Origin of the sequence: Buchnera aphidicola str. G002 (Myzus persicae) (assembly GCF_000521565.1) — a bacterium.
GTDB classification, from domain to species: domain Bacteria; phylum Pseudomonadota; class Gammaproteobacteria; order Enterobacterales; family Enterobacteriaceae; genus Buchnera; species Buchnera aphidicola_C.
Window position 1 is genome coordinate 549772 of record NZ_CP002701.1, and the last position, 17396, is coordinate 567167.

30 protein-coding genes are annotated in these 17396 nt (G+C 30.7%); all 30 read right to left on the bottom strand.

Annotation, left to right across the window (positions count from 1 at the left end; genetic code table 11):
* Positions 1–46 precede the first annotated feature (46 nt).
* Positions 47–439, bottom strand: a complete 393-nt coding sequence (gene rplQ, locus BUMPG002_RS02540; RefSeq protein ID WP_025369118.1) for a 50S ribosomal protein L17 — start codon at positions 437–439, stop codon at positions 47–49.
* A gap of 47 nt (positions 440–486) precedes the next feature.
* Positions 487–1476, bottom strand: coding sequence for a DNA-directed RNA polymerase subunit alpha (locus tag BUMPG002_RS02545; protein ID WP_025369119.1), 990 nt, complete (start codon positions 1474–1476; stop codon positions 487–489).
* Between the two features lie 29 nt (positions 1477–1505).
* Complete coding sequence (gene rpsD, locus BUMPG002_RS02550) at positions 1506–2126, bottom strand: 30S ribosomal protein S4 (RefSeq protein ID WP_025369120.1); 621 nt, start codon at positions 2124–2126, stop codon at positions 1506–1508.
* Between the two features lie 26 nt (positions 2127–2152).
* Positions 2153–2545: a 30S ribosomal protein S11 gene (rpsK, locus tag BUMPG002_RS02555; RefSeq protein WP_025369121.1), complete on the bottom strand. Its 393-nt coding sequence runs from the start codon at positions 2543–2545 to the stop codon at positions 2153–2155.
* Positions 2546–2562: 17 nt separating this feature from the next.
* Complete coding sequence (gene rpsM / locus BUMPG002_RS02560; protein WP_025369122.1) at positions 2563–2919, bottom strand: 30S ribosomal protein S13; 357 nt, start codon at positions 2917–2919, stop codon at positions 2563–2565.
* An 84-nt stretch (positions 2920–3003) separates the two neighbouring features.
* Positions 3004–3120 carry a 50S ribosomal protein L36 gene (gene rpmJ, locus BUMPG002_RS02565; RefSeq protein ID WP_025369123.1) on the bottom strand — a complete coding sequence of 39 codons (117 nt, stop codon included), beginning with the start codon at positions 3118–3120 and terminating at the stop codon, positions 3004–3006.
* Between the two features lie 32 nt (positions 3121–3152).
* The gene (gene secY / locus BUMPG002_RS02570; RefSeq protein WP_025369124.1) at positions 3153–4472 is read right to left on the bottom strand and encodes a preprotein translocase subunit SecY; all 1320 of its coding nucleotides are present in this window, start codon (positions 4470–4472) and stop codon (positions 3153–3155) included.
* A 10-nt stretch (positions 4473–4482) separates the two neighbouring features.
* Entirely contained in the window at positions 4483–4917 is a 435-nt protein-coding gene (rplO, locus tag BUMPG002_RS02575) for a 50S ribosomal protein L15 (protein ID WP_025369125.1), read from the bottom strand.
* A 4-nt stretch (positions 4918–4921) separates the two neighbouring features.
* Complete coding sequence (gene rpmD, locus BUMPG002_RS02580) at positions 4922–5101, bottom strand: 50S ribosomal protein L30 (RefSeq protein ID WP_025369126.1); 180 nt, start codon at positions 5099–5101, stop codon at positions 4922–4924.
* Positions 5102–5111: 10 nt separating this feature from the next.
* Positions 5112–5615, bottom strand: a complete 504-nt coding sequence (gene rpsE, locus BUMPG002_RS02585) for a 30S ribosomal protein S5 (RefSeq protein WP_025369127.1) — start codon at positions 5613–5615, stop codon at positions 5112–5114.
* A 15-nt stretch (positions 5616–5630) separates the two neighbouring features.
* Positions 5631–5999, bottom strand: coding sequence for a 50S ribosomal protein L18 (rplR, locus tag BUMPG002_RS02590; protein ID WP_025369128.1), 369 nt, complete (start codon positions 5997–5999; stop codon positions 5631–5633).
* A 1-nt stretch (position 6000) separates the two neighbouring features.
* Positions 6001–6537 (bottom strand): 50S ribosomal protein L6, encoded by a 537-nt coding sequence (gene rplF / locus BUMPG002_RS02595; protein ID WP_025369129.1) that lies wholly within the window; start codon positions 6535–6537, stop codon positions 6001–6003.
* A 15-nt stretch (positions 6538–6552) separates the two neighbouring features.
* Positions 6553–6945, bottom strand: a complete 393-nt coding sequence (rpsH, locus tag BUMPG002_RS02600) for a 30S ribosomal protein S8 (RefSeq protein ID WP_025369130.1) — start codon at positions 6943–6945, stop codon at positions 6553–6555.
* A gap of 30 nt (positions 6946–6975) precedes the next feature.
* Positions 6976–7281, bottom strand: coding sequence for a 30S ribosomal protein S14 (gene rpsN, locus BUMPG002_RS02605; RefSeq protein WP_025369131.1), 306 nt, complete (start codon positions 7279–7281; stop codon positions 6976–6978).
* Positions 7282–7295: 14 nt separating this feature from the next.
* Positions 7296–7835 carry a 50S ribosomal protein L5 gene (gene rplE / locus BUMPG002_RS02610; protein ID WP_025369132.1) on the bottom strand — a complete coding sequence of 180 codons (540 nt, stop codon included), beginning with the start codon at positions 7833–7835 and terminating at the stop codon, positions 7296–7298.
* A 17-nt stretch (positions 7836–7852) separates the two neighbouring features.
* On the bottom strand, positions 7853–8164 hold the full coding sequence (gene rplX / locus BUMPG002_RS02615) for a 50S ribosomal protein L24 (RefSeq protein ID WP_025369133.1): 312 nt from the start codon (positions 8162–8164) through the stop codon (positions 7853–7855).
* Positions 8165–8189: 25 nt separating this feature from the next.
* Entirely contained in the window at positions 8190–8558 is a 369-nt protein-coding gene (rplN, locus tag BUMPG002_RS02620; protein ID WP_025369134.1) for a 50S ribosomal protein L14, read from the bottom strand.
* A 139-nt stretch (positions 8559–8697) separates the two neighbouring features.
* The gene (rpsQ, locus tag BUMPG002_RS02625; RefSeq protein ID WP_025369135.1) at positions 8698–8952 is read right to left on the bottom strand and encodes a 30S ribosomal protein S17; all 255 of its coding nucleotides are present in this window, start codon (positions 8950–8952) and stop codon (positions 8698–8700) included.
* Complete coding sequence (gene rpmC, locus BUMPG002_RS02630) at positions 8949–9146, bottom strand: 50S ribosomal protein L29 (RefSeq protein WP_025369136.1); 198 nt, start codon at positions 9144–9146, stop codon at positions 8949–8951. The genes rpsQ and rpmC overlap by 4 nt, the downstream gene beginning before the upstream one ends.
* Positions 9146–9556 carry a 50S ribosomal protein L16 gene (gene rplP / locus BUMPG002_RS02635; protein WP_025369137.1) on the bottom strand — a complete coding sequence of 137 codons (411 nt, stop codon included), beginning with the start codon at positions 9554–9556 and terminating at the stop codon, positions 9146–9148. Before rplP ends, rpmC begins: the two co-directional genes overlap by 1 nt.
* Before the next feature lie 35 nt (positions 9557–9591).
* Positions 9592–10293, bottom strand: coding sequence for a 30S ribosomal protein S3 (gene rpsC, locus BUMPG002_RS02640; RefSeq protein WP_025369138.1), 702 nt, complete (start codon positions 10291–10293; stop codon positions 9592–9594).
* A gap of 18 nt (positions 10294–10311) precedes the next feature.
* Positions 10312–10644 carry a 50S ribosomal protein L22 gene (rplV, locus tag BUMPG002_RS03240; RefSeq protein WP_025369139.1) on the bottom strand — a complete coding sequence of 111 codons (333 nt, stop codon included), beginning with the start codon at positions 10642–10644 and terminating at the stop codon, positions 10312–10314.
* A gap of 21 nt (positions 10645–10665) precedes the next feature.
* Positions 10666–10944, bottom strand: coding sequence for a 30S ribosomal protein S19 (gene rpsS, locus BUMPG002_RS03245; protein WP_025369140.1), 279 nt, complete (start codon positions 10942–10944; stop codon positions 10666–10668).
* Between the two features lie 22 nt (positions 10945–10966).
* Positions 10967–11788 carry a 50S ribosomal protein L2 gene (rplB, locus tag BUMPG002_RS02655; protein WP_025369141.1) on the bottom strand — a complete coding sequence of 274 codons (822 nt, stop codon included), beginning with the start codon at positions 11786–11788 and terminating at the stop codon, positions 10967–10969.
* A gap of 14 nt (positions 11789–11802) precedes the next feature.
* The gene (gene rplW, locus BUMPG002_RS02660) at positions 11803–12105 is read right to left on the bottom strand and encodes a 50S ribosomal protein L23 (protein WP_025369142.1); all 303 of its coding nucleotides are present in this window, start codon (positions 12103–12105) and stop codon (positions 11803–11805) included.
* Positions 12102–12707 (bottom strand): 50S ribosomal protein L4, encoded by a 606-nt coding sequence (rplD, locus tag BUMPG002_RS02665; RefSeq protein ID WP_025369143.1) that lies wholly within the window; start codon positions 12705–12707, stop codon positions 12102–12104. Before rplD ends, rplW begins: the two co-directional genes overlap by 4 nt.
* Before the next feature lie 19 nt (positions 12708–12726).
* Positions 12727–13356, bottom strand: a complete 630-nt coding sequence (rplC, locus tag BUMPG002_RS02670; protein ID WP_025369144.1) for a 50S ribosomal protein L3 — start codon at positions 13354–13356, stop codon at positions 12727–12729.
* 30 nt (positions 13357–13386) lie between these two features.
* The gene (gene rpsJ, locus BUMPG002_RS02675) at positions 13387–13698 is read right to left on the bottom strand and encodes a 30S ribosomal protein S10 (protein ID WP_009874476.1); all 312 of its coding nucleotides are present in this window, start codon (positions 13696–13698) and stop codon (positions 13387–13389) included.
* Between the two features lie 322 nt (positions 13699–14020).
* Positions 14021–15205: an elongation factor Tu gene (tuf, locus tag BUMPG002_RS02680; RefSeq protein ID WP_025369145.1), complete on the bottom strand. Its 1185-nt coding sequence runs from the start codon at positions 15203–15205 to the stop codon at positions 14021–14023.
* A gap of 68 nt (positions 15206–15273) precedes the next feature.
* Positions 15274–17382, bottom strand: coding sequence for an elongation factor G (gene fusA, locus BUMPG002_RS02685; protein ID WP_025369146.1), 2109 nt, complete (start codon positions 17380–17382; stop codon positions 15274–15276).
* Between the last annotated feature and the right edge of the window lie 14 nt (positions 17383–17396).

A 17396-nucleotide genomic window follows, 5' to 3' on the forward strand; every position in this document is an offset into this window, starting at 1 on the left:
ATTATTATATTAAATATTTTTGCAAATATAGAGATCTTATTAAATTTTATTGTTCTATAATTTTTTCTTTTTTATTTTTTTTAACACGATCAACTAATTCAATATAAGCCATAGGAGCTTTATCACCAGATCGAAATCCGCATTTTAAAATACGTGTATAACCTCCTAATCTAGAAAAAAAAGAAGGTCCTAGTATCTTAAATAATTTTGATACGATTTCATTATCACGTACACGAGAAAAAATTAATCGTCTACGAGAAACTGTATCTATTTTAGATAGAGTTATCATAGGTTCGACAATACGACGTAGTTCTTTTGCTTTTGCTAACGTTGTTTTTATAATTTCGTGCATTAATAACGAGCATGCCATATTTTTTAACATAGCTTTAAGATGGCTACTATTTCGATTTAATTGACGACCACTTTTTCGATGTCGCATAAATTTATTCCTTTTTATTTCAATATTAATTTAACATTAGATAGACATTATTCATCAAGAATACTTGACGGCGGCCAATTTTCTAATCTCATACCAAGAGATAAATTACGAGAAGCTAATATATCTTTGATTTCAGTTAAAGATTTTTTACCTAAATTAGGCGTTTTTAAAAGTTCTACTTCAGTTCTTTGGACTAAATCACCAATATAATGTATAGCTTCTGCTTTTAGACAATTAGCAGAACGAACTGTTAATTCTAAATCATCTACTGGACGCAATAAAATTGGATCAAATTCAGGTTTTTCTTCTTTAATCTCAGGTTCTCGTACGTCTCTTAAATCAACAAAAGCTTCTAATTGTTCAGCTAAAATAGTGGCTGCACGTCTAATAGCTTCTTCTGGATCAATAGTTCCATTAGTTTCCATTTCAATAATTAATTTATCTAAATCTGTTCTTTGTTCTACACGTGCTGCTTCTACATTATAAGAAATTCGATCTATAGGACTATAACAAGCATCAACTAATAAACAACCTATTGGTCGTAAATCATCTTCAACATGTATTCTGGAAGAAGCAGGAATATAACCTCTTCCGCGTTGTACTTTTATTCTCATTTTAATTGAAGCATTCTCATATGTTAAGTTACAAATGACATGTTCTGGCTTGATAATTTCTACATCACCATCGTGTATAATATCTGCTGCAGTGACAGAACCAATTCCAGATTTATTTAATGTAAGAAAAACTTCATCTTTACCATATACTTTTACAGCCAATCCTTTTAAGTTTAACAATATTTCTAAAACATCTTCTTGTATTCCTTCTTTAGTACTATACTCATGAAGTACGCCATCTATCTCGACTTCAGTAACTGCACATCCTGGCATAGAAGAAAGAAGAATTCTGCGCAGCGCATTACCCAGTGTATGGCCAAAACCTCTTTCTAATGGTTCTAAAGTAACTTTAGTATGAGTATCACTAATTTGTTCAATATCAACTAACCGTGGTTTTAAAAAATCCATAATAGAATTCTGCATATGATCCTCTCTTTGAATAGTTAACTTTACTACTTGGAATAAAGTTCAACAATCAAGTATTCATTAATTTCTGCAGATAAATCGGATCGTTCAGGAACACGCTTAAAGACACCTTCCATTTTGTTTAAATTCACTTCTAACCAAATTGGTTTTTCTCTTTGCTCAACTAATTCTAAAGAAGCTTTTATTCGCGCTTGATTTTTAGATTTTTCTCTGATAGAAACTCGATCATTAGGAGAAATTTGATACGAAGCAATATTAACAATTTTATTATTAACTAAAATAGATTTATGATTGATTAATTGTCTTGATTCTGAACGAGTACAACCAAAACCCATACGATAGACTACATTATCTAATCTACTTTCTAGTAAAAGTAATAAATTTGCTCCAGTATTACCTTTTAGACGAGCTGCTGTTCTATAATATATTTTAAATTGACGTTCTAATACGCCATACAGACGACGCACTTTTTGTTTTTCACGTAATTGAATTGCATAATCAGATAATCTAGGTTTTCGAATACCATGTTGTCCTGGAGGCTGTTCTAATTTACATTTTGATTCTATTGAACGAAGTCCTGATTTTAAAAATAAATCAGTACCTTCACGTCGACTTAATTTTAATTTTGGACCTAAATATTTTGCCATTTTATTCTCCAATAATTCCTAAAAAATTAAACACGACGTTTTTTAGGAGGACGGCAACCATTATGAGGAATAGGTGTTACATCGGTAATATTAGTAATACGAAATCCTGCAGCATTTAAAGCTCTAATTGTAGATTCTCTGCCTGGCCCAGGACCTTTAACCATAACTTCTAAATTTTTAATCCCATAATCTTTTACTATTTCCGCACAACGTTCTGCTGCAATTTGAGCAGCAAAAGGTGTAGACTTTCGAGAACCTCTGAAACCAGAACCACCAGAAGTTGCCCAACCTAAAGCATTTCCTTGTCTATCAGTAATAGTTACAATAGTGTTATTGAAAGACGCATGAACATGAGCTATACCATCTAAAATTTGTTTCTTAACACGTTTACGTGTACGAACTACTGAATTTTTTACCATTATTAAGATTACCTAAATTATTTTTTTATTGGTTTTCGAGGACCTTTACAAGTTCTAGCATTAGTTTTAGTTCTTTGTCCATGAACTGGAAGACTACGACGATGACGTAATCCACGATAACAATTTAAATCAATTAAACGTTTAATATTTAAAGTTCTTTCTCTTCTTAAATCACCTTCAATCACATATTTCGAAACATTTATTCTTAATAATTCAATTTGTTCTTCATTTAAATCTATAATTTTAGATTTTTCAGGAATTCTTGCAATAGAACAAATTAATTTAGAACGTTTTTTACCAATTCCATATATAGCAGTTAATGCAATTATAGTATGCTTATGTTCTGGAATATTAATACCTGCAATACGTGCCATATTATAAATCCTATATATTTTATATAAATGATTTTATGAGTCTATAAAAAAATTATTAAATAATTTTATATTTTTGATAAAACATCAACCTTGACGCTGTTTATGTTTAGGATCATTAGTACAAATTACTCTTACAACATTATGTCTTTTTATAATTTTACAGTTTCGACAAAGTATTTTTACAGAAGCTTGTACCTTCATTTTTTTTCCTAAATATTTTTATGTTTTATTACTTAATTCAAATTAGCTTTTTTTAAAATAGAATCGTATTGACTAGACATAACTAATGTTTGAATTTGAGCAATAAAATCTATAATTACTACAACAACAATTAACAATGAAGTTCCACCAAAATAAAAAGGAACATTCATCGCACTTCTCATAAATTCTGGCATCAAACAAATAAAAGTAATATATAAAGAACCTACTAATGTTAATCGTAGCATGATCTTATTAATATATTTTGCTGTTTGTTCACCTGGTCTAATACCTGAAATAAATGCACCTGATTTTTTTAAATTATCTGCTGTTTCACGAGGATTAAAGACTAATCCTGTATAAAAAAAACAAAAAAATACTATTGCAGTTATATAAAAAATTAAGTATAAAAGTTGATTGGGTTGTAAATAAAATAATATAGTTTGTAACCATTGATATTGATTACTTATTTGACACCACGATATAATTGTTACAGGAAATAGAACAATACTAGAAGCAAAAATAGCCGGCATAACACCTGACATATTAATTTTTAAGGGCAAATGAGTACTTTGAGCAGAGTAAATACGACGACCTTTTTGACGCTGTGCATAATGTACAACAATTTTTCTTTGCGCACGTTCAATGAAAACGACAAGAAAAATCACTAAAAATATGAGTATTAAAATTAATAAAAAAGATAAAAAGTGCAAACTTCCTTGTCTTGTTTGTTCAATAGTATTACTGATAGCTGAAGGCAAACCTGCTATTATTCCTATACAAATAATAATTGAAATACCATTCCCAATACCACATTCTGTAATTAATTCTCCTAACCACATTAAAAACATGGTACCCGTTACCAAACTTATAACAGCAGTTAAATAAAAATAAAAATCAGCATGTATTATAATTGTATGCATACCTGTTATATTAGGAAGACTAGTAGAGATTCCAATAGATTGAATAAGAGCTAATATTAAAGTAGCATATCTAGTATATTGATTAATTTTATTACGTCCAGATTCACCTTCTTTTTTTATTTCAGACAAAGTTGGAGATACTAATGTTAACAATTGAATAATGATAGAAGCTGATATATATGGCATAATACCTAAAGAAAAAATAGAAGCACGACTTAAAGCACCACCAGAAAACATGTTAAACATATCAACAATAGTACCTTTTTGATCATTTAACATTCTTGATAAAATTGTAGTATCAATTCCAGGAATTGGAATAAAAGATCCAACACGAAAAACAATTAGAGCTATGATTACAAAAATAACTCTTTGTTTAAGCTCATTAATACTTCGACTAGTATTTTTAACATTTAATCCTAATTGTTTTATCATTTTTTATCATTTATCCTTCAATTCTACCACCAACTTTTTCAATTTCAAGACGAGCACCTTTTGTTACAAGTAGTCCTCGTATTATTAAAGAAACTGTTAACTTACCTGTAAGAATTATTTTGGCTTTTTTAATGTTTTTTTTAATAATATTTTCTTTTTTTAAAATATTAAGATCAATAATATTAGTAGATAAATTTGATATGTCTGATAAACGAATTTCTGTTTGAATATTTTTTTTTCGAGAACTAAAACCAAATTTAGGAAGTCTTCTATATAAAGGCATTTGACCTCCTTCAAAACCACGACGAATACTACTTCCTGATCTAGATTTCTGACCTTTATGGCCACGGCCAGATGTTTTACCAAAACCTGAACCAATACCACGACCTAATCGTTTAGGATTCTGACGTGCTCCACGCGCTGGAGAAAGAGTATTTAAATACATATTTTTATTCCTCTTGTATTTTTAAAATATAAGAAATTTTTTTTACCATCCCTCGGATGGAATCTGTATTATCACGTGTTACAGTATGTCCAATATATCTCAATCCAAGACCAATTAAAGTTTTCTTGTGACTGGGTATTCTTCCTATAGCACTTTTTATCTGAGTAATTTTTATTTTTTTCATTAGATAAAATTTATCCTAATATTTCTTCAACACGTTTATTTCTTTTAGCTGCAATCATTTCTGGAGATCTCATGTTTATTAAGCCATTCATAGTCGCTCGAACTACATTAATTGGATTAGTAGAGCCATAAGTTTTAGCTAATACATTATGAATGCCTGCTACTTCTAATACTGCACGCATTGCTCCACCTGCAATAATTCCTGTTCCATCAGATGCTGGTTTCATAAAAACACTTGATCCAGTATGAGAACCTTTTAAAGCATGTTGTAAAGTTTTATTGATCAATGGTATTGTGATCATATTTCGTCTAGCTTTTTCCATTGCTTTTTGAATAGCAGCAGGTACTTCACGAGCTTTTCCATAACCAAAACCTACTCGACCATCTCCGTTTCCCACTACAGTTAATGCTGTAAAAGAAAATATACGACCACCTTTAACAGTTTTTGAAACACGATTTACTGTAATTAATTTTTCTTGTAAATCACTATTATTTTTTTTTTCGATATTAGCCATTCTATCATTTCTACCTTAAAATTTTAGTCCAACTTCCCGTGCGGATTCTGCTAGAACTTGTATGCGACCATGATATTTGAAACCAGATCGATCAAAAGAGACATTATATATTCCTTTCGATAAAGCACGTTCTGCAATAATTTTACCTATCATTTGCGCTGCTGTTTTATTACCTGTATATTTTAAATTAGCACTTATATTTTTTTCTAAAGTAGAAGCAAATACTAATACTTTTGCTTCTATAGAAGAAATTATTTGAGCATATATATGACGTGAAGTTCGATGTACAACTAATCGAATAGCTTGGAGTTTTTTAATTTTACAGCGTGTTTTCATAGATCGACGTATACGAGAAATAATTTTATTTTTTTTAGATAAAGTCATTTTATTTCTTTTTGGCCTCTTTCATACGTACAATTTCATCTGAATAGCGAATACCTTTACCTTTATAAGGTTCTGGTCTTCGATAAGCACGTAAATTCGCAGCAATTTGTCCCACTAATTGCTTGTCTATTCCTTGAATAATAATTTCTGTTGGAGATGGATTTTCTGCATTAATATTTTTTGGCAAACAATATTTAATAGCATGAGAGTAACCTAACGACATACTAATTATATTATCTTTTGTAATAGAAACACGATATCCAACTCCAGAAAATTGTAGTTTTTTGCTAAATTTTTTAGAAACTCCTATAATCATAGAGTTGACTAATGCTCTTGCAGTTCCTGCTTGAGCCCAAGCATCAGAAAAAGATAATCGTGGTAAAAAAATTATTTTATGATTCAAATATTGTATTTTTACTGATTGATGAATAATGCGTGAAAGATCACCATATTTTCCTTTAATTAATATTTTTTGTGAATCTAATTGAACATTAATATTAGAAGGAACAACAATAGGACGTTTGGCAACACGAGACATTCTTATCCCTCCACACTAAGCTACATAACAAATAATTTCACCACCAAGACCTTCTTGACGAGCCATTCGGTCTGTCATAACTCCTTGAGAAGTAGAAATTACAGCTATTCCCAAACCAGCCATCACTTTAGGTAAATTGTTCTTTTTTTTATATATTCGTAAACTAGGACGACTGATGCGTTGAATTTTTTCGATTACTGGTTTTCCTTTAAAATATTTTAAAATTATTTGTAATTTTAATTGAGAGTCTCCTGTAATGTGAAAATCTTGAATATAACCCTCTTGTTGTAATAATCTAGTTATTGATTTTTTTAATTTAGAGGAAGGCATTGTAACAGAATATTTATTAGCTAATTGACCATTTCTAATCCGAGTTAACATATCTGATACTGGATCTTGCATACTCATTTTTTGACTCCAAATAGTAAAAACTATACCTTACCAACTTGCTTTTTTGAGACCAGGTATTTCACCTTTCATAGCAGCTTCTCTCACTTTAATACGACTTAATCCAAATTTACGTAAAAAAGCATGCGGTCGACCAGTTTGACGGCATCTGTTTCTTTGACGTGATGGACTAGAATCACGTGGAAAAGATTGCAATTTTAAAACAGCATTCCAGCGTTCCTCTTCTGAAAGAAGAATATTAGAAATAATGTTTTTTAATTCCATTCGTTGAATGTAAAATTTATTAGCTAATTTTACACGTTTGACTTCTCGTGCCTTCATTGATTGTTTAGCCATTGAATAACCTTGTATTATTTACGAAAAGGAAAATTAAAAGCAGATAATAATAAACGACCTTCATGATCAGATTTAGCTGTAGTTGTTATTGTGACATCTAATCCACGAACTCGATCAATTTTATCATAATCAATTTCAGGAAAAATAATTTGTTCACGTATTCCTAAACTATAATTTCCTTTACCGTCAAAAGAACTGCACGATAAACCACGAAAATCACGAATACGAGGAACAGCAATAATAATTAAACGCTCAAAAAAATCCCATTTCCTCTGACCACGTAATGTAACTTTACAACCAATAGGATAACCTTGACGAATTTTAAAACCAGCAACAGATTTTCGAGCTTTCGTAACTAATGGTTTTTGTCCGGATATAGCTGTTAAGTCTGAAATAGCATAATCTAAAATTTTTTTGTCAGCAGCAGCAGCTCCTACACCCATATTCAAAGTAATCTTATCAATTTTAGGAACCTGCATAATAGAACTATACTTTAATTGAAGCATAAGTTTTTTTATTACTTTTAATTTATAATAATCATATAGTGTTGCCATTATGTTACTCCTAACGATTAGATCGTTTTATTATTAGATTTAAAAAATCGAACTTTTTTACCTCCTTCAAATCTAAAACCAACACGATCAGCTTTATTAGATTCGGGATTTAAAATGGCAATATTTGATATTTGAATAGGTGCTTCTTTTTCTATAATTCCACCGTTTTTATTTTGAGATGGTACTGGTTTTTGATGTTTTTTTATTAAATTTACATCTTTAACAATAGCTTTTTTTGAAGATAAAATATTTTGAATAATGCTTTTTTTTCCTTTATCTTTACCAGTTAATATAATAACTTCATCATTACGACGTAATTTTGATGCCATTTTTTATTCCTTGACAATTTTATTATTAAAGAACTTCTGGTGCTAATGAAATAATCTTCATAAATTTTTCTGTTCTAAGTTCACGAGTAACAGGTCCAAAAATACGGGTACCAATAGGTTGCTCATTATTATTTAATACAACACAAGCATTTCTATCAAAACGAATAATAGAACCATCTGTTCTTCTTACACCTTTTTTAGTTCTTACAACTACTGCTTTAAGAACTTCTCCTTTTTTTACTTTTCCTCTTGGAATTGCTTCTTTAATTGTAATTTTAATAACATCACCAATGTTTGCATATCGGCGACGTGAACCACCTAATACTTTAATACACATCGCAGAACGCGCACCAGAATTATCAGCTACATGAAGAATTGTTTGTTCTTGAATCATATTTTAAAACTCCAAATTATTTTAATTGAAAATAGATATATTAAAAACTATTCATATAAAATAACTTTATTATAACACTGCTTCTATTCTATGAACAGAAAACATGAACAGACGTGAGTTTGATCATGTTTATAATTTTTTAAAAAATATTTTTTTCAATAATACGTACTAATACCCAAGATTTTGTTTTAGAAATTGGACGAGATTCTCGAATCTCTATTAAATCACCTATTGCACATTCATTTTTTTCATCATGAATATGTAATTTTGTTGTTCGTTTAATAAACTTTCCATAAATAGAATGTTTTATAAATCGTTCTATTGAAACAACAGCAGATTTTTCCATCTTATTACTAGTCACTCGACCTTGTAAAGTTCGAATATTTTCCATTATTTAATAACATCCTTTTCAGTTAATAAACTCTTTACTTGAGCGATATTTCGTCTTACTTTTCTTAATAAATGAGGTTGTTTTAATTTTCCTGAAACAGATTGCATCCGAAGATTAAATTGTTCTCGCAACAATTCTAACAACTCGATATTAAGAGCATTTCTATTTTTTTGTCGAAATAACATAATTGATTTCATTACATCACCATTTTATTAACAAAAGTAGTTTTAATAGGCAATTTTGCTGCAGCTAATTTAAAAGCTTCCCGAGACTCTTGTTCAGTCACTCCATCTAATTCATAAAGAATTTTACCTGGTTGTACTAAAGCGACCCAATATTCAACATTTCCTTTTCCTTTACCCATTCTTACTTCTAGCGGTTTTTGTGTGATAGGCTTATCAGGAAATATACGTATCCACATTTTTCCTTGTCTTTTAATACAACGAGTTATGGCTCTTCTTGCAGATTCAATTTGACGTGCGGTTAAACGTCCTCGATCAGTCGCTTGTAAACCAAAAGAACCAAAATTAACATTAGTACCAGAAGCTAATCCACGATTTCGACCTTTATGCATTTTCCGAAATTTAGTACGTTTTGGTTGCAACATTAATTACTTCTCCTTATTCTCTTACTTTATCTTTCTTACTTGCGATTTTTGCGATGTTGTTTTTTTGCTTGGACAGAAGGTTTTTCTAATTTTTCAATTTCTTCCATACCACCTAATATTTCACCTTTAAAAATCCAAACTTTAACACCGATTACACCATATGTTGTATGAGCTTCTGAAGTACTATAATCAATATTTGCACGCAGTGTATGTAAAGGAACTCTACCTTCTCTATACCATTCTCTACGAGCTATCTCTGCTCCTCCTAAACGACCACTGACTTCAACTTTGATACCTTTAGCACCTTGTCTCATTGCATTTTGTACGGATCTTTTCATAGCACGGCGAAACATGACTCTTCTTTCTAACTGAGAAGTAATACTGTCTGATACTAATTTAGCATCTAACTCAGGTTTACGTACTTCAGAAATATTTATTTGAACTGGTACACCAGTAATTTTAGCAATATTTAATCTTAATTTTTCTACATCTTCACCTTTTTTACCAATAACAATACCAGGTCTTGCTGTATAAATAGTGACGCGAATACTTTTTGCAGGTCTTTCAATAGTAATACGAGAAATAGATGCTTTTATTAATTCTTTTATTAAAAATTTACGAACTTTATAATCACTATCTAAATGATTAGCAAAATCTTTAGTATTTGCAAACCAAACAGAATTCCATTTTTTTATTATTCCTAGTCGCATGCCATTAGGATGTACTTTCTGACCCATTACTATTTCCCCTCAATATTAATGATCAGATACAATCACAGTAATATGACTCGTACGCTTTAAAATACGATCTGCACGTCCTTTAGCACGTGGCATCATTCTTTTCATTGTTGAACCTTCATTAACAAATATTTTTTTAATTCTTAATTTATCTATATCAGCACCATCATTATGTTCTGCATTAGCAATGGCTGATTCTAAGACTTTTTTTACTAAAACAGCTGCTTTTTTATTACTATAAGTTAAAATATTTAACGCTTGTGGTACTTTTTTCCCACGAACTAAATCGACAATTAAACGTATTTTTTGTGCAGAAGAACGTGCTTGACGATGTTGAGCTAAAGTTTCCATTAACTACTCCTCTCTTTTACTTTAACGTTTTTTTACTTTTTTATCAGCAGTATGTCCTCTATAAGTACGAGTTAAAGAAAATTCACCTAACTTATGACCAACCATTTCTTCTGTAATAAAAACAGGAATATGATTCCGGCCATTATGGATAGATATTGTTAAACCGACCATATTTGGAAATATTGTCGAACGTCTTGACCAAGTTTTAATCGGTTTTTTATCATTTGTCTTTACTGATTTTTCTACTTTTTGTAATAAACTGACATCAATAAAAGGACCTTTCTTAAGAGAACGTGGCATAAAATGATTTTCTCTCTAATAATTATTTTCTACGATGACGTAAAATAAATTTTTCAGTACGTTTATTTTTACGAGTTTTTTTACCTTTAGTTTGCATACCCCATGGAGTAACCGGATGTTTTCCAAAATTTCTTCCTTCACCACCTCCATGAGGATGATCAACAGGATTCATTGCTGTTCCACGTACAGTAGGACGTATTCCTATCCAACGTGATGCTCCAGCTTTCCCTAAAACTTTTAACATATGTTCAGAATTTCCTACTTCACCAATAGTTGCTTTACAATTAGACTGAATTTTTCTCATTTCACCAGAACGTAAACGTAAAGTAGCATATTCTTGATCACAAGCTACTAATTGTACATAACTTCCTGCTGAGCGAGCTATTTGTCCTCCTTTTCCAGGTTTCATCTCTACATTATGAATAAATGTACCGACTGGAATATTTTTAATTGGTAAAGCATTCCCTATTTTTATAGGAGAATGCGAACCTGATATAATAGTATCTCCTATTTTTAAATCCTTAGGAGCCAAAACATATCTTCTTTCACCGTCTTTATATAATATTAAAGCAATATTAGAAGAACGATTCGGATCATATTCAAATCTTTCTACTATAGCTTCGATATTATCTTTACTTCTTTTAAAATCTATAATACGATATGCCCTTTTATGTCCACCACCAATATGACGTGTAGTAATTCTACCATTATTATTACGCCCTCCACTTTTATTTTTTTTCTTTAAAAGCAGCGCATATGGTTTTCCTTTATACAATTCTGAATTTAGAATTTTCACCACATGGCGACGACCCGGAGATGTCGGTTTACATTTAACAATTGCCATTTTTTGTCCTCCGACTACTCTGTATTGCCAATGAAATCTAAATTATACCCTTTTTTTACCTTAATATAAGCTTTTTTCCAATTACTTTTCTCAATAGTACGATTAGATTGACGCTTCTTTTTACCTTTGACTTTTAATGTTCTTATACAATCAACTTCTATATCAAATATTTTTTTCACTGCACATTTTATTTCATATTTAGTAGCATTATTCAAAACTTTTAAAACAACAGTGTGAAATTTTTCTATAGATATAGATGATTTTTCAGAGATATGTGGAGAAAGTAGTATTTTGAGCAAACGTTCTTCAGCAATCATGAAAGTATTTCCTCTACTTTTTGCACTGCTTCTACAGTAATAATAACATGCTCAAAAGCAATTAAACTAACAGGATCTATAGAATTTACATCTTTCACATCTACTCCATACAAATTTCTAGATGCAAGAAATAAATTATTGTCTTTTTGATGAAGAATAATCAAAACATTTTTTAAATTTATATCCTGTAATTTCTCTACTAAGAGTTTTGTTTTAGGTAAAGCTAATGAAAAATTCTTAAATACAATTAATCTTTTTTGACGTATTAATTCAGAAAAAATACTTTTTAACGCACCACGATACATTTTTTTATTAACTTTTTGACTATATTCTTGCGGTTTTGCAGCAAATGTAACACCACCTGATCGCCAAATTGGACTCCGAAAAGATCCTGCACGTGCACGACCAGTACCTTTTTGACGCCATGGTTTTCTACCTGATCCAGAAACTTCAGCACGACTTTTTTGAGCTCTCGAACCTTGACGGGTAGATGCTGAATAAGCAATAACGACTTGATGAATTAGAGCTTTATTAAAATCACGGGCAAAAATGATTTCAGAAACACTAAGCATACTTTGTATGTCTTTAACTACTAATTCCATGCTTTACTCCTCACTGCTTTCAAACCTTAATAGCTGGTTTAACGATAAGATCACTACCGGTAGCACCGGGAACAGCACCTTTTACTAAAAGAAGATTTTTATTCTCATCTATATCTACTATCTGTAAACTTTGTATAGTAACGCGACTATTCCCTAGTTGTCCTGCCATTTTTTTTCCTTTAAAAACTCTACCCGGAGTTTGATTCTGTCCGATAGAACCAGGTACTCTATGAGATAAAGAATTCCCGTGTGTTGCATCTTGAGTATGAAAATTCCAACGTTTTACTGTTCCAGAAAAACCTTTTCCTTTGGAGATACCTGTAATATCAACTTTTTTTATATTATTAAAGAAATTAATTTTGATATTTTGACCTACTTGAAATTTTTTATCTGAGTTAATTTTAAATTCCCATAAACCACGACCAGGAGTAACTCCAGACTTTAGAAAGTGACCTGCTTTTGGCTTATTTAACCTATTTATTTTTTTTATACCAGTAGTTACTTGAATGGCACAGTAAAAATCAGTATTTATATTTTTTACTTGAGTAATTCGATTTTCTTGAAGTTCAATTACTGTAACAGGAATTGAAGAACCTTCTTTAGTAAAAATACGAGTCATACCAAGTTTTTTACCAATTAAACCAATCATGCTTTTGATACCTTAATTATATATATATAATCAACCTAAACTAATCTGTACATCTACACCTGCAGCAAGATCTAAACGCATGAGTGCATCAACAGTTTTTTCAGTAGGTTCTACTATATCAATTAAACGCTTATGTGTACGAATTTCATATTGATCACGTGCATCCTTATTTACATGTGGAGAAACTAAAATAGTAAAACGTTCTTTACGAGTTGGAAGAGGAATCGGTCCACGTACTTGTGCACCAGTTCTTTTTGCTGTTTCAACAATTTCTGTCGTTGATTGATCAATTAACCTGTGATCAAAAGCTTTTAAACGAATACGAATTCTTTGGTTCTGCATAAGCCAGAACTCCAATTATATACACACACTAAAAAATTAATCTTCTCTGAAATTTTATCTATATTCAAGAGTAGATATAATTAATAAAATTATATAACTCCTATATTAGGAGTATTTTTTAAAATATATGAATTTATATATTTAATAAAATTAGCTTGTCATAATATTTTATTTTTAAATAAATTAGCTAATATTATATATTAAAATAAAAAAAAAAAATATTTTTATTATATAAAAAATCAAGAAAAGAGCATTTTATACTCTTTTCTTAATAAACTCAACTAGATAATCAGTATAAAAAATTTTTTTAAATAGAAAAACATTAGATTAATACTTTCGAAACGACACCAGCTCCAACAGTACGACCTCCTTCACGAATAGCAAATCGTAACCCATCAGCCATAGCAATTGGATTAATTAAAGTAACAGTCATTTTTATATTATCTCCAGGCATAACCATTTCAATACCTTCTGGTAGTTCAATAGAACCTGTTACATCAGTAGTTCTAAAATAAAACTGAGGACGATATCCTTTAAAAAATGGAGTATGACGCCCCCCTTCTTCTTTAGATAAAACATACACTTCAGATTCAAATGTTGTATGTGGATGAATACTACCTGGCTTAGCTAAAACTTGACCTCTTTCAATTTCATCACGTTTTGTACCGCGAAGTAAAACACCTACATTTTCTCCAGCTCGACCTTCATCTAATAATTTTCTAAACATTTCTACACCGGTACAAGTTGTTTTCGTTGTTTTTTTAATTCCAACAATTTCTACTTCTTCACCAACTTTAATTATACCTTTTTCAACTCGTCCTGTGACTACAGTACCTCTTCCAGATATAGAAAAAACATCTTCTATTGGCAATAAAAAAGGCTGATCTATTGCTCGTTTAGGTTCAGGAATATAACTATCTAAAAATTTAGATAAATCAATAATTTTTGACTCCCATTCTGGATCTCCTTCTAAAGCTTTTAAAGCAGAACCCCGAATAATAGGAGTATCATCTCCAGGAAAATCATATTGTGTTAGTAAATCACGAACTTCCATTTCTACTAGTTCAAGTAATTCTTCGTCATCTACCATATCACATTTATTAAGAAATACAACAATATACGGCACACCAACTTGTCTTCCAAGTAAAATATGTTCACGTGTTTGAGGCATTGGACCATCTGTTGCTGCAACAACTAAAATAGCACCATCCATTTGGGCTGCACCAGTAATCATATTTTTTATATAATCTGCATGACCTGGACAATCTACATGAGCATAGTGTCTAAATTCAGTATCATACTCTACATGAGAAGTGTTAATTGTAATACCTCTTGCTTTTTCTTCTGGTGCATTATCAATTTGATCAAAAGCACGCGCAGAACCACCATATTTCTTTGATAAAACAGTTGTAATTGCTGCAGTTAAAGTTGTTTTCCCATGATCAACATGACCAATAGTTCCAACATTTATATGAGGTTTTAAACGCTGAAATTTTTCTTTAGACATAATTCTTATTCCTTAGATAAAATGTTTTGTATAAATAAAAATATTGTATACATTATAGAAAAAAACTGCTACTTTTCTCTTTTTTCAATGATAGACATAGAAATGCTGGAAGGTGCTTCTACATATTTTAAAAACTCCATAGAATAAGAAGCTCTACCTTGTGTTTGAGAACGCAAATCAGTAGCATAGCCAAACATTTCTGATAAAGGAACACAGGCACTAATGTTTTTACCTATTAATAAATCTTGCATTCCTTCGATAATACCTCTTCTGCGATTTAAATCACCTATGACATCTCCCATATAGTCATCTGGAGTTTCTACTTCTACTTTCATAATTGGCTCTAATAAAACTGGATGAGCTCTTTTAAAACCATTTTTAAATGCAATAGAAGCTGCTAATTTAAATGCTAATTCAGACGAATCAACATCATGATAAGAACCAAAATAAAGACGAACACCAATGTCTACTACAGGGTAACCAGCTAATGGACCATATTTTAATTGTTCTTGAATTCCTTTATCAATAGCAGAAATATATTCGCTAGGTATTACTCCTCCTTTAATATCATTAACAAATAAATATCCTGCACCTCCTGGCTCTAATGGAAATAATTCTATAACTACATGACCGTACTGACCTCTTCCACCTGATTGCTTAATATGTTTACCTTCAATATCTTCAACTTTATTTAAAATTGTTTCACGATATGCCACTTGAGGTTTTCCAACATTAGCATCAACACTAAATTCTCGTTTCATTCGATCAATAATAATTTCTAAATGTAATTCACCCATACCTGAAATAATAGTTTGATTAGATTCTTGATCAGTTTTTACTCTAAAAGAAGGATCTTCTTTTGCTAATCGATTTAAAGCTAGTCCCATTTTTTCTTGATCAATTTTAGTTTTAGGTTCTACAGAAATAGAAATTACTGGTTCTGGAAATTCCATACGTTCTAATATAATTGGTTGATTTAAATCACATAAAGTATCACCAGTAGTTACATCTTTTAACCCAATAGCTGCAGCAATATCACCTGCATATACTTCTTTTATCTCTTCTCTTTTATTGGCATGCATTTGAACAATTCTACCAAATCTTTCTCGTTGAGATTTTACTGAATTAAAAACAGTATCTCCAGATTTTACAACTCCTGAATACACACGGAAAAAAGTTAAATTACCTACAAATGGATCATTAGCAATTTTAAAAGCTAGAGCAGAAAAAGGTGCACTGTCATTTGAAATTCTAATAGCTGGAGTATTTGTATTATTATTTAAAACACCTTTAATATCTTGAATATCATTAGGAGCAGGTAAATATTCAATAATTGCATCTAACAAAGCTTGAACGCCTTTATTTTTGAAAGCAGAACCACAAGTAATTAATACAATTTCGTCATTTAATGCACGCTTTCGCAATGCAGACTTAATCTCAATCTCAGATAATTCTATACCATTTAAGTATTTTTCCACTAAATCTTCATTAGACTCAACTGCAGATTCAATTAAATTTTGATGCCATTTTCCTGCTAATACCGTCATTTCATCAGGAATATCAGAATAAGTGAATGTTAAACCCTGATCAGAATCTTTCCAATAAATAGCTTTCATTTTTATTAAATCTATCACACCAACAAAACTATCTTCTGTACCAATAGCTAGCTGCAAAGGAACAGGATTAGCACCGAGTCGTGTTTTAATTTGTTCAACTACTTTTAAAAAATTTGCACCCATGCGATCCATTTTGTTTATAAATGCTATACGAGGAACTTTATATTTATTTGCTTGACGCCATACAGTTTCTGATTGAGGTTGTACGCCACCTACTGCACAATAAACCATAACAGCACCATCTAAAACACGCATAGAACGCTCAACTTCTATAGTAAAATCTACATGACCAGGTGTATCAATAATATTAATTCTATGTCGTTCAAATTGTTTTGCCATACCACTCCAAAAAGTGGTAGTAGCTGCTGATGTAATAGTAATTCCTCTTTCTTGTTCTTGTTCCATCCAATCCATAGTAGCAGCACCGTCATGAACTTCACCAATCTTATGATTAATTCCTGTATAAAATAAGATCCTTTCAGTAGTAGTTGTTTTTCCTGCATCTATATGAGCGCTAATTCCAATATTACGATAGCGAGATATAGGAGTTGTACGAGACATTTTCTTTCTCTCAT

Coding starts and splice junctions, on each gene's coding strand:
- rplC (WP_025369144.1), bottom strand. CDS start 13,356: ATGATTGGTTTAATTGGTAAAAAACTTGGTATGACTCGTATTTTTACT.
- rpsD (WP_025369120.1), bottom strand. CDS start 2,126: ATGGCAAAATATTTAGGTCCAAAATTAAAATTAAGTCGACGTGAAGGT.
- rpsE (WP_025369127.1), bottom strand. CDS start 5,615: ATGGCTAATATCGAAAAAAAAAATAATAGTGATTTACAAGAAAAATTA.
- rpmC (WP_025369136.1), bottom strand. CDS start 9,146: ATGAAATCAATTATGTTATTTCGACAAAAAAATAGAAATGCTCTTAAT.
- rpsC (WP_025369138.1), bottom strand. CDS start 10,293: ATGGGTCAGAAAGTACATCCTAATGGCATGCGACTAGGAATAATAAAA.
- rplR (WP_025369128.1), bottom strand. CDS start 5,999: ATGACTTTATCTAAAAAAAATAAAATTATTTCTCGTATACGTCGATCT.
- rpsH (WP_025369130.1), bottom strand. CDS start 6,945: ATGAGTATGCAAGATCCAGTATCAGATATGTTAACTCGGATTAGAAAT.
- rpsK (WP_025369121.1), bottom strand. CDS start 2,545: ATGGTAAAAAATTCAGTAGTTCGTACACGTAAACGTGTTAAGAAACAA.
- rplW (WP_025369142.1), bottom strand. CDS start 12,105: ATGATTGCTGAAGAACGTTTGCTCAAAATACTACTTTCTCCACATATC.
- fusA (WP_025369146.1), bottom strand. CDS start 17,382: ATGTCTCGTACAACTCCTATATCTCGCTATCGTAATATTGGAATTAGC.
- rpmD (WP_025369126.1), bottom strand. CDS start 5,101: ATGAAAAAAATAAAAATTACTCAGATAAAAAGTGCTATAGGAAGAATA.
- rplV (WP_025369139.1), bottom strand. CDS start 10,644: ATGGAAACTTTAGCTCAACATCGTCAAGCACGTTCTTCTGCACAAAAA.
- rplX (WP_025369133.1), bottom strand. CDS start 8,164: ATGGCATCAAAATTACGTCGTAATGATGAAGTTATTATATTAACTGGT.
- rplF (WP_025369129.1), bottom strand. CDS start 6,537: ATGTCTCGTGTTGCCAAACGTCCTATTGTTGTTCCTTCTAATATTAAT.
- rpsM (WP_025369122.1), bottom strand. CDS start 2,919: ATGGCACGTATTGCAGGTATTAATATTCCAGAACATAAGCATACTATA.
- rpsN (WP_025369131.1), bottom strand. CDS start 7,281: ATGGCTAAACAATCAATGAAGGCACGAGAAGTCAAACGTGTAAAATTA.
- rplD (WP_025369143.1), bottom strand. CDS start 12,707: ATGGAATTAGTAGTTAAAGACATACAAAGTATGCTTAGTGTTTCTGAA.
- rplN (WP_025369134.1), bottom strand. CDS start 8,558: ATGATTCAAGAACAAACAATTCTTCATGTAGCTGATAATTCTGGTGCG.
- secY (WP_025369124.1), bottom strand. CDS start 4,472: ATGATAAAACAATTAGGATTAAATGTTAAAAATACTAGTCGAAGTATT.
- rpmJ (WP_025369123.1), bottom strand. CDS start 3,120: ATGAAGGTACAAGCTTCTGTAAAAATACTTTGTCGAAACTGTAAAATT.
- rplO (WP_025369125.1), bottom strand. CDS start 4,917: ATGTATTTAAATACTCTTTCTCCAGCGCGTGGAGCACGTCAGAATCCT.
- rpsJ (WP_009874476.1), bottom strand. CDS start 13,698: ATGCAGAACCAAAGAATTCGTATTCGTTTAAAAGCTTTTGATCACAGG.
- rplQ (WP_025369118.1), bottom strand. CDS start 439: ATGCGACATCGAAAAAGTGGTCGTCAATTAAATCGAAATAGTAGCCAT.
- tuf (WP_025369145.1), bottom strand. CDS start 15,205: ATGTCTAAAGAAAAATTTCAGCGTTTAAAACCTCATATAAATGTTGGA.
- rplE (WP_025369132.1), bottom strand. CDS start 7,835: ATGGCAACACTATATGATTATTATAAATTAAAAGTAATAAAAAAACTT.
- rpsS (WP_025369140.1), bottom strand. CDS start 10,944: ATGCCACGTTCTCTTAAGAAAGGTCCTTTTATTGATGTCAGTTTATTA.
- BUMPG002_RS02545 (WP_025369119.1), bottom strand. CDS start 1,476: ATGCAGAATTCTATTATGGATTTTTTAAAACCACGGTTAGTTGATATT.
- rplB (WP_025369141.1), bottom strand. CDS start 11,788: ATGGCAATTGTTAAATGTAAACCGACATCTCCGGGTCGTCGCCATGTG.
- rplP (WP_025369137.1), bottom strand. CDS start 9,556: ATGTTGCAACCAAAACGTACTAAATTTCGGAAAATGCATAAAGGTCGA.